This window comes from Empedobacter sp. UBA5924 (assembly GCF_002431085.1).
Classification (GTDB): domain Bacteria; phylum Bacteroidota; class Bacteroidia; order Flavobacteriales; family Weeksellaceae; genus Empedobacter; species Empedobacter falsenii_B.
In genome coordinates this window covers 1-10,686 of record NZ_DJDM01000049.1, presented here as the reverse complement: position 1 = coordinate 10,686, position 10,686 = coordinate 1, and the positions used below count along the sequence as shown (strand labels likewise).

General features: G+C 32.0%; 10 protein-coding genes. 6 read left to right on the top strand and 4 right to left on the bottom strand.

Going from position 1 to position 10,686, the window contains the following annotated elements:
• Positions 1-715: 715 nt before the first annotated feature.
• Together B3792_RS13050 and B3792_RS13045 are read left to right on the top strand one after the other, a co-directional pair.
• Complete coding sequence (locus tag B3792_RS13050; RefSeq protein WP_115001268.1) at positions 716-1,735, top strand: helix-turn-helix transcriptional regulator; 1,020 nt, start codon at positions 716-718, stop codon at positions 1,733-1,735.
• 40 nt (positions 1,736-1,775) lie between these two features.
• On the top strand, positions 1,776-2,525 hold the full coding sequence (locus tag B3792_RS13045; protein WP_291069802.1) for a polysaccharide deacetylase family protein: 750 nt from the start codon (positions 1,776-1,778) through the stop codon (positions 2,523-2,525).
• A 66-nt stretch (positions 2,526-2,591) separates the two neighbouring features.
• Here the strand turns inward: B3792_RS13045 and B3792_RS13040 are convergent, their stop codons facing one another.
• Together B3792_RS13040 and B3792_RS13035 are read right to left on the bottom strand one after the other, a co-directional pair.
• Entirely contained in the window at positions 2,592-2,933 is a 342-nt protein-coding gene (locus B3792_RS13040; protein WP_115001266.1) for a phage holin family protein, read from the bottom strand.
• 134 nt (positions 2,934-3,067) lie between these two features.
• A complete protein-coding gene (locus B3792_RS13035; protein WP_115001265.1) occupies positions 3,068-4,603 on the bottom strand; it encodes a glycine--tRNA ligase in 1,536 nt (511 codons plus the stop codon).
• Between the two features lie 205 nt (positions 4,604-4,808).
• Between B3792_RS13035 and B3792_RS13030 the strand changes: the two genes are divergently transcribed.
• The 4 genes from B3792_RS13030 to B3792_RS13015 all read left to right on the top strand — a co-directional run bounded on the left by B3792_RS13030 (position 4,809) and on the right by B3792_RS13015 (position 8,639).
• Positions 4,809-5,327 (top strand): hypothetical protein, encoded by a 519-nt coding sequence (locus tag B3792_RS13030; RefSeq protein WP_115001264.1) that lies wholly within the window; start codon positions 4,809-4,811, stop codon positions 5,325-5,327.
• A 99-nt stretch (positions 5,328-5,426) separates the two neighbouring features.
• Positions 5,427-5,873, top strand: a complete 447-nt coding sequence (locus B3792_RS13025) for an HYC_CC_PP family protein (protein ID WP_125349052.1) — start codon at positions 5,427-5,429, stop codon at positions 5,871-5,873.
• Between the two features lie 128 nt (positions 5,874-6,001).
• The gene (locus B3792_RS13020) at positions 6,002-8,251 is read left to right on the top strand and encodes a TonB-dependent receptor (RefSeq protein ID WP_291069799.1); all 2,250 of its coding nucleotides are present in this window, start codon (positions 6,002-6,004) and stop codon (positions 8,249-8,251) included.
• 22 nt (positions 8,252-8,273) lie between these two features.
• A complete protein-coding gene (locus B3792_RS13015; RefSeq protein ID WP_291069797.1) occupies positions 8,274-8,639 on the top strand; it encodes a heavy-metal-associated domain-containing protein in 366 nt (121 codons plus the stop codon).
• Positions 8,640-8,706: 67 nt separating this feature from the next.
• Here the strand turns inward: B3792_RS13015 and dnaJ are convergent, their stop codons facing one another.
• The gene (gene dnaJ / locus B3792_RS13010) at positions 8,707-9,819 is read right to left on the bottom strand and encodes a molecular chaperone DnaJ (RefSeq protein WP_291069795.1); all 1,113 of its coding nucleotides are present in this window, start codon (positions 9,817-9,819) and stop codon (positions 8,707-8,709) included.
• Between the two features lie 14 nt (positions 9,820-9,833).
• Positions 9,834-10,391, bottom strand: a complete 558-nt coding sequence (locus B3792_RS13005) for a nucleotide exchange factor GrpE (RefSeq protein ID WP_260391935.1) — start codon at positions 10,389-10,391, stop codon at positions 9,834-9,836.
• Between the last annotated feature and the right edge of the window lie 295 nt (positions 10,392-10,686).

Sequence of the window (10,686 nt, the reverse complement as noted above, 5' to 3'; positions counted from 1 at the left end):
AAGATTTTCAAATCTAAAGGAGTTTATCGAAGAATCTTTTTTTTAAATTTTCTAATAAAAAAGCTAAATCATTTTCCTTTTTTAAAACGGAATTTGAAGTTTGAGCAGCTTCTTTTGATTTCTTACTTTTAACTTTTTTCAAATCATTTTGACTTGATTTTTTATTTTTAAACTTTTGAAATCAATCATCAACTAAAGTTTCAAATTCAGGTTTTGAGCAAGTTTTTGATCTTATTTCAAATTCATTTCAACGAAATAAATTCTTTATTCGAAAAGAAAACTTTTTAGCTTTTTTGTTTCTAATGGTGCCTTTTTCAGGCGATAAATACAGATTAAAAGTCTGTTACTAGAGCCGAATTCTAGTGCGTTAAACCAATACTCATTTATTAAATAAGTGAAGGAGTCGAACCTTCTGCGCGTTTGTTTTAATTATTCAGAATAGAAGTGATGAAGCATTTTCTACTACAATGCTATACTGAAACATTTGTTAAGGAACAATTAAAATCGTTTGGTTGTTAAACCTTTGACAAAGTTGGAGTAGAAGTGTGCGAATGAATTGCGCAATAAAATATTTTTTCGAAATAATTTGTAAATGATGATGAATAGAGGATTTTATATTGAAAATATTTTGAATAAAAGTTGAAGTGAAAATTTCTACGCAAATAGATTGCGTACTTTGATTTGAAATTTGTAGTATTGAAGAAAGAAATCAACCATGGCAACCAATAAAATTGCATTAATACGTTATCAAACGATTGATAAATGTCTTCAAAATCATTTCAGAAAATGGACATTAGAAGATTTGATAGAAAAAGTTTCGGAAGCTTTGTATGAATATGAAGGAATAACTTCTGGTGTTTCGAAACGTACAATTCAGGGCGACATTCAGGTGATGCGAAGTGATAAATTGGGTTATAATGCGCCAATTGTTGTTCGAGAAAAAAAGTTTTATGAATATGAAGATCATGACTATTCGATTCATAATTCACCAGTTTCTTCTGCTGATTTAGATAAAATGAAAGAAGTGATTTCGGTAATGAAACAATTGAATGGGTTTAATTATTTTGATGATATGAACGAGATTATTACGCGTCTCGAAAATAATTTATCCAAACAAACGCATCAACAACCAAATTATATTCAGTTTGAGGAAAATCCATTGTTAAAAGGTTTGGAGCATTTGAATCGATTGTATCAAGCAATAGTGAAGAAGCAACCTCTGTTGATTTCTTATCAATCATTCAAAGCAAAAAATCAAGAACCAAAACAACAAGTTTATTATCCGTATTTGTTGAAAGAATACCGTAATCGCTGGTTTTTATTGGCTAAATCGAGAAAAGATAAAAATTTGTATACGTTGGCTTTGGATAGAATTGTTGAGTTTTATGAATTGGCAAATGAACCTTTTGTAGATGAGCAAGAAATTAATTTTGATACGTATTATAACAATGCGATTGGCGTAACGAAAAGTGTGAAAGAAAGGGAGCAGCGTGTTGTTTTTCGTGTGAATAAAAAATTAGCGCCCTATGTGGTGACAAAACCAATTCATGCGACGCAAAAAGTGTTGGAAGTGACGGACGAAGGAACTTTATTTTCGATAGAAGTTGTACATAATTTTGAGTTGGAACGAGAACTTTTAGGATTTGGAGAAGAAATAGAAATTCTTGCTCCAAGATTAGTGAAAAAAAGAATCAAAACACGATTAGAAAAAGCATTAGAAAAATATAAAAAATAGAATTTCTTTCATACATTTAATTCATTAAAAACTAACTTAAATGATATGGAATAAAAGAATAATGACACTTTTGAGTGTCTTTTTATTAATCTTCTCGACAAGTTTGTTTGCACAGAAAGCGAGTGATTCTGTGAAAAAATATATCTATTTAGCTTTTGATGATGGACCTTTGAATGGAAGTGAAAATATTGATGAGGTTTTCAAAAATGAGAAGTTAAAAGTGACTGTTTTTCTTGTTGGAGAACATGTGGAGAAAAATAAAACAATGACGGATTATTTTAAATATTACGAAGATAATCCTTACATCGAAGAATGTAATCATAGTTGGACGCATGCGAATGATCAGTACAAAAAGTTTTATAGTAACGAGCAAACGTCGGTTGAGGATATTTTGAAAAACCAATCGATACTAAAATTACAAGATAAAATTGTTCGTTTACCAGGAAGAAACATGTGGAGATTGGACGGAAAATCGAAGAATGATGGAGCTTCTGGTGTACAAACGGCTGATGGTTTAGCAAAGTTGGGTTATAAAGTTATTGGTTGGGATTTGGAATGGACGCATCATGGAAAAGATGGAACACCGGTGCAATCTGTTCAAGCGATTTATAAACAAATTGTTAATCAATTAGAATCGAATAAAACCTTTACAAATAATAATATAGTTGTGTTAATTCATGATGAGATGTTTCAGAATAAATGGGAAGAGTCCGAATTGAAACAATTGGTTGATCTTCTTAAAAAACATGATAACTATATTTTTGAGCAAATAAAATTTTATCCTCAATAAAACTTTTATAAAATACAAAAGCTGTCCAAAATTAGACAGCTTTTTATATGTAGTAATTTGTATAAATTAGTCTCCCATCATTCCTCCAACTAAAGAATTGACAATTGCTAAAACAATACCAAATAATAATGCGTACCAGAATCCGTCAACATGGAAACTGTCTCCCATAATTGCGCTTGCTAATAAGATAATAATTGCTGTAATCACAAAAGAAAATAAACCTAATGTTAAGATTGTTACAGGTAAACTAATAATGTTTAAAATTGGTTTTACAACAGCATTTAAAAGTCCGATAACAAGTGCAACAATAATCGCAGAACCATATCCTTTTACAGATACTCCAGGTAAAATGTTAGCAAGTCCGAAAACAACTAATGCTGATACCAAAAGATTAATAATAAAGCCCATAATTTGTATTTTTTAGATTAATATATCTAAATTAAAATCAAAAGCTTTGCCAAATTGTTAAAAATTTTAATAAAAATAAAAAAAGCTCAGAAATTTCTGAGCTTTAGTATTATTGTATTGAGAAGATATTCTTTTTATAATTGTTCAAAAAGATATTTCATGTTGACTTCTTTGTCGATAATTTGAGCTAACTCATTAATATTAACACGTTTTTGCTCCATTGTATCACGGTAACGTAAAGTAACAGAATTATCGTTTAATGAATCGTGGTCAACAGTGATACAGAAAGGTGTTCCAATCGCATCCATACGACGGTAACGTTTACCGATAGTATCTTTTTCTTCGTACATTACGTTGTAATCTAAACGTAATTTCTTCAAAATTTCTTTCGCTAATTCTGGTAAACCATCTTTCTTTACCAATGGTAAAACAGCAGCTTTAATTGGCGCTAATGCAGCTGGTAAAGATAATACAACACGTTCTGATCCATCTTCTAAAACTTCTTCTTTCAATGAATTTGAGAAAACTGCTAAGAACATACGATCCAAACCTACAGAAGTTTCTACAACATAAGGTGTGTATGATTCGTTTGTTTCGTTATCGAAATATTGAATTTTTTTACCTGAATGTTGTTCGTGTGCTTTCAAATCGAAATCTGTACGTGAGTGAATTCCTTCTAATTCTTTGAATCCGAATGGGAATTTAAACTCAATATCAGCAGCAGCATTTGCATAGTGCGCTAATTTTTCGTGGTCGTGGAAACGGTAATTTTCATTTCCTAAACCTAATGTTTGATGCCAACGTAAACGTGTTTCTTTCCATTTTTCGTACCAATCTAACTCAGTTCCTGGTTTTACGAAAAATTGCATTTCCATTTGTTCAAACTCACGTTGACGGAAAATAAATTGACGTGCAACAATCTCATTACGGAAAGCTTTACCAATCTGAGCAATTCCGAAAGGTAATTTCATACGTCCAGATTTTTGTACGTTCAAGTAATTTAAGAAAATACCTTGAGCCGTTTCTGGGCGTAAATATAAATCCATTGCTTGATCTGCTGTTGCTCCTAATTTTGTTCCGAACATCAAGTTGAATTGACGAACTTCTGTCCAATTTTTAGAACCAGTTACAGGATCAGCAATTTCTAATTCTTCAATCAAAGCTTTTACATCGTCTAAATCTTCGTTTTCCAAAGATTTTCCCATGCGTGCTAAAATTGTATTGATTTGATTTTGATATTCTACAACACGAGGATTTGTCGCAACAAATTGATCTTTATCAAAAGCATCACCGAAACGTTTTGCAGCTTTCGCAACTTCTTTCTCTATTTTACCTTCAATTTTTGCACAATGATCTTCAATTAAAACATCGGCACGGTAACGTTTTTTAGAATCTTTGTTATCAATCAAAGGATCATTAAACGCGTCAACGTGGCCCGAAGCTTTCCAAGTAGTAGGGTGCATAAAAATAGCAGAATCAATGCCGACAATGTTTTCGTGCATTTGTACCATTGCTTTCCACCAATATTGTTTGATGTTATTTTTTAGCTCAGCTCCGTTTTGACCATAATCGTAAACGGCTGATAATCCATCATAAATCTCACTCGATTGAAAAATGAAACCATATTCTTTCGCATGAGAAACTACTTTCTTGAAAATATCTTCTGACATAATTAATTGTGTGTTCTTATTTAAAGTGCAATTTTAGTGATTTTTGATGACTATTGAGGTATATTTTGATAAAATCGTAAGGCTTTAATCGCTTATTCTATTTTTTGAGAAGATTATTAACAAAATGATTGATTTTATTATTCGACTTATTTCAATTTCAATCAAAAAAAAACATACTTTTAAATCATAAAAAAAAGATAACCCTATGAAAAAAATTATTCTTCCTGTTCTATTATTAAGTTTTGTTACAAGTTGTAATTCTAATAATTCATCTAGTTCATCAACAGAAAATAAAATTGAAAGTGAAGTGAAAGATTCGGTTAAAGAATCGGATGTTAATTATAATGTTGCGCTTGATTTTATGAATAATTATGTTGATTATATCATGGATACAATTGGAAAAATAAACGAAGATGAGTATATCAAGCAAAATGAATTATTGACGCAAAGTTTTAAAGATCGATACAAATTTGTGCAAGATTCTGCTTTTAAAGTTGAGCCAGAAGTTGGGTTGGATTTTGATCCGATTGTCGATGGACAAGATTTTCCTGATAAAGGATTTAAAATAAAATCGATTGATAAAGCAACAGGTTTAGTGACTTTGCAAGGGATAGATTGGCAAAATTTTGAAGTTGTTTTGAAAATTGTTAACGAAAACGATAAATCGTTGGTAAATGGTTCTGGGATTATTAATATTCCGACGAACAAACAGGCAAGAAGATAAAGTGATGAAAACTGAAAATTCTATAAGAAACTTTGAAAATGATATAAATTTCAGTTTGTTTTGATTTGAATTTTTTGTTTATTTTTGTCCAACATGAAAATGCAACATTACATAAAGTATGTTTTGTCGGTGGTTTTGATTTTTTCAAATCTTAGCTACGCATTTTCTATGCATTTTTGTCAAGGAGTGGTGGAGCAAGTGAAGTTGAATCATTTGGATAATAATTCGCACGAAATGGGAGTTTCTACTTCGTGTTGTCCTCCAAAAACAGAAAAAAAACATTGCGAATTACCGGAAAACAATAAATCTAAAAAAGATGATTGCTGTAAGGATATTTCATATTCGGATAAGTTTGTAGAAAAGCAAACTGTCAAAATTCAAAAACTTATTCCGATTAGTTTTATAGTTTCTGAAATTCTTCAAATTAGAATTCCGATTCAAGATGAAGAGGTGAGCAATCAATCTAGTTTCCTTGATTTTTATGTTGCGTCAAATGCACCGCCAAATTATATACTCAATTCTCAGTTAACATTTTACGAAGGGTAATACCCGTTTATTTTTTGATTAAATTAATCAGAAAACAATACGCTATTATCTAAATATTAAAGTATTTGATGAAAATCTAATCAACAAGTACACAATAATAAATAGGCATTGAGCCTTAAATCGTAAAAATGAAAAAAATATTCACTTCAGTATTTATACTAAGTGCTGCGTTTTCTTACGCACAATCTACTTTAAAAGGAAAAATTACAGATCAAAATCAACAACCAATCGTTGGAGCAGAAGTGTTTTGGCAATCGTCAGATATTACTGTTATTACAGATGAAAAAGGAAACTTTGAGATCGAAAATTATCAACCAACCTCAATTTTAGGTGTTTTTTATGACAATGAAACAACAACTTTTAAGGAATTAAAAGACGAATTTCAGAATATCACCATCAATGTAAAAGATCATTTTGGGGATACTTCGTTGAATGAAGTTGTGGTTCGTGATACAAGTAGTTCGCTTAAAAAATCGAAGTTTGCAACCAATATGACGACAATGACTGGAAAAGAATTGTTGAAAGCAGCATGTTGTAATTTAGCTGAATCTTTCGAGACAAATCCTTCTATTGATGTCAATTTTTCGGATGCTGTGACAGGAAATAAGCAAATTAAAATGTTAGGTTTAACCTCTCCTTATATTTTGATTGCAGAAGAAAATATACCAAATGTTCGTGGAGCTTCTCAAGCTTTTGGGCTTAGTTTTACGCCAGGAACTTGGGTAGAAAGTATTCAGGTGACGAAAGGTGCTGGAACGGTGATTAATGGTTACGAAAGTATTTCTGGGCAGATTAATACAGAATTAATAAAACCTTCAAATGATATTCCGTTGTTTGTGAATCTTTATGGTTCGACAGATTCTCGTTTTGAAGGAAATGTGCATTTGAACAAAAAATTGAATGATAAATGGAGTACTTCTTTGTTTATGCATGGAAATGCACGCGTTTCGAAGAATGATATGAACGATGATGGATTTTTAGATAATCCGCTTGGACACCAAGTTAATGTAATGAATCGTTGGCAATATCAAAACTTAGAAAAAGGTTGGGTCGGATTTTTATCTGCAAGATATTTGAATGATACAAAACAAGCAGGACAAGTTGATTTTGATAAAGATCGTGATAAATTAACAACAAATTATTGGGGGTCAGAAATCAATACAAATCGTGTGGATGTTTCGTCAAAAATTGGGTATGTTTTTCCGGAAATGCCTTACCAAAGTATGGGATTGCAAACGGCGTTTAGCTATCATAAACAAGATTCTTACTTCGGATTGAATCAATATGATATTGAGCAACAAAGTTTTTATTCCAACTATATTTTCAGTTCGATTATTAGCAATACAAAAAATAAATTCTCTACAGGAGCAAGTTTTACGTACGATAAATTCAAGGAATTTGTTGCGCTTCCGACTGATGCGAATTATGATCGAATAGATAATTCTGCAGGAGCATTTTTTGAATATACGTATGATAATATGAAGAATTTTAACATGATTGCTGGGCTTCGTGGAGATTATCATAATCGAATGGGATTTTTCTTAACACCTCGTTTGCATACACGTTATACGCCTGTAAAAGGAACAACAATAAAAGCGTCGGTTGGTCGTGGAAAACGAATCAATAATATATTTGCAGAAAATCAGAATTTATTTGCATCTTCAAGGCAATTTAATATTTTGGGTGATGGGAATGGAAAAATATATGGTTTAGATCCAGAAATTGCTTGGAATTATGGATTTAGTGTGACGCAGGAGTTTAAATTATTTGGAAAAAATGCAGATGTAACAGCAGATTTTTATCGAACAGATTTTCAAAATCAAATCGTGACAGATATCGATTATTCGGCTCGTCAAGTAAGATTTTATAATTTAGAAGGAAATTCGTATGCAAATTCGTTCCAATTTGATTTTAATTATAATCCATTTACAAATTTCAAAATTAGAGCATCTTATAAATATTACGATATCGCAACAGATTATGAAAAAGGAAAATTAGAACGTCCGTTGCAAGCGAAACATCGTTTCTTTACAAATTTAGAATACGAAACACGTGAAAGAAATGGTAAAAATTGGCGTTTTGATGCGACGTATAATTGGATTGGAAAACAGCGTTTACCAAATACATCAGATAATTTGCCAGAAAATCAGTTGAATGAATATTCGAATCCATTTGGGACAATTAATTTCCAGATTACACGTGTTTTTTCAAAACGTTTTGAAGTATATATTGGAGGAGAAAATGTAACGAATTATCAACAACATCGCGTAATTTTAGGAGCAGATAATCCTTTTGGTTCAAATTTCGATAGTTCGATTGTTTATGCGCCAATTTTTGGACAAATGTATTACGCTGGATTAAGATTTAGTTTAAAATAAAAATCATAAAAAATATAAAATAATGAAAAAATTATTAGCCTTTGCTTTGGTTGCGACTTTAGGAATTAGCGCACAAGCACAAAATAAAAATGCAAAACACGATTTACACGTTAAAGGAAATTGTGGGCAATGCAAAGATCGTATAGAAAAAGCAGCTTATGGTGTAAAAGGTGTAAAATCTGCTGAATGGGATAGTAATACACAAAATTTACATATCATATTGAATGAGAAAAAGAGTAAAGTGGATGATGTAGAAAACGCTGTAGTAGCGGTTGGTCACGATACTGATAATAAACGTGCAGAAGAAAAAGTGTACGGAAATTTACCTTCTTGTTGTTCATATGATCGTGAAGGTTCAGCTGGGGAAGCTAACACGCATAGTCATTAAAAGATTTTAAAATATAAAAAAATCCATCTCATTTGAGATGGATTTTTTTATATCATTTGATTTTCAATTACTGAAACATATCTTTCACACGTTCAAAGAATGATTTTTCATTTTTCGAAGGTTCTGGTGAGAAATGATCATCGTCTCTCATTTTTTCAAAATACGCTTCTTGGTCTTTCGATAAATGAGTTGGTGTCCAAATGTTAACATGCACAAATAAATCACCTTTTCCGTAACCATTCAAATCTGGTAAACCTTGACCTTTTAAACGTAATACTTTTCCTGATTGAGTTGCTTTGTCAATTTTAATTTTTACTTTTCCATTAACCGTCGGAATTTCTTTAGAAGCACCTAAAACAGCATCTGGGATAGAAATATACAAATCAAAATGTAAGTTGTTTCCATCACGTTTCAAAGTGTCGTGTTCTTCTTCTTCAATCAAAACAAGTAAATCACCAGGAATACCATCAAAAGGCGCATCGTTACCTTTTCCACGAACTTGCAATTGAATTCCTTCTCTTGCTCCAGCAGGAATTTTAAGATCGATTGTTTCCTCAACTTTGATTAATCCTTGATTATTTGCTCCCGAAGGAATTTTGTCTGCAACTTTTCCTACTCCTTGACAAGTTCCACAAGTTGTAGCAGTTTGCATTTGTCCTAAAAATGTGTTGGTAACACGGACTTGTTGTCCAGAACCGCCACAAGATGGACATGTTTTAGATGTAACGCCATCTGCTTGTTTAAAACGTTTAACTTTTACTTTCTTTTCGCAACCGTTAACCATTTCTTCTAAGTTCAATTTTACGCGAATACGCAAATCAGAACCTTTCATTCGACGTGGACCACGAGATTGACCTCCAAATCCACCACCGAATCCTCCGCCTCCAAAGATATCGCCGAAATGAGAGAAAATATCTTCCATATTCATTCCGCCGCCACCGCCGAATCCTCCGCCCATTCCTGCATGTCCGAATTGGTCGTAACGTGCACGTTTGTTGTCGTCGCTTAAAACTTCGTAAGCTTCTGCAGCTTCTTTAAATTTATCTTCTGCCTCTTTGTCACCAGGATTTTTGTCAGGGTGATATTTGATGGCAAGTTTACGATAGGCTTTCTTGATATGCTCTGATGTTGCAGATCTTTCGACCTGCAATATTTCGTAATAATCTCTTTTTGATGACATTTTCTTAATCTAAATTATAATCCAACAACAACTTTCGCGTAGCGAACTACCACATCATTTAATAAATAACCCGTTTCTACAACGTCTACAATTTTTCCTTTTAAATCCTCCGTTGGAGCAGGAATTTGAGTAATTGCTTCGTGTAAATCAGTATTGAAATCGTCTCCAGCTTTAGTCTCCATTTCTTTCAAACCTTTTGCACGTAACGTTTCTACTAATTTATTATTGATTAATTCAACACCTTGATGTAAGCTGTCGTCTCCAGACTTTTCAATTTGATTTAAAGCGCGTCCAAAATCGTCTAAAACAGGCAATAAAGACGTAATAACTTCTTTATTTGCTGTCTTGAAAATGTCCATGCGTTCGCGCGAAGTACGTTTTTTGAAGTTGTCAAACTCTGCAAATAAGCGTAAATATTGGTCTTTTTCTTTTGCTAATTGTTCCTTAACAATTTCTAATTCTGACTTTCCAGCAGTTTCTTCTTGTGGTTGTTCTACAGTGTTATCACTCTCTTGAACGTTTTCTTGAAGATTCTCGTTTTCTAATTCTTCGTGTATATTTTGGTCAGACATATTCTTATTAGTTTTTTTGTTTCTGATTGAATCAAATAGTTTGCCAATGCCCATTATGTGTCGTTTTGTCAGATTTTAAATAAAAAAGAAGCACTTCTGTCGCGAGAAGTGCTTCGGTAAATGTATAAAGTTTTTTTTGATTTGAGTTTTACTTTGAGGATGCGAAGTTGAAATGAATTCAACTTGACAAAGAGCGTATAAAAAAACATTTTATTCTTTACAATTATCTTAGCCTGTCTTTTTGTCTTTCCATTTTTTTGGAAAAAAATTAGTATAACCCGTTGTGCATTTTGAT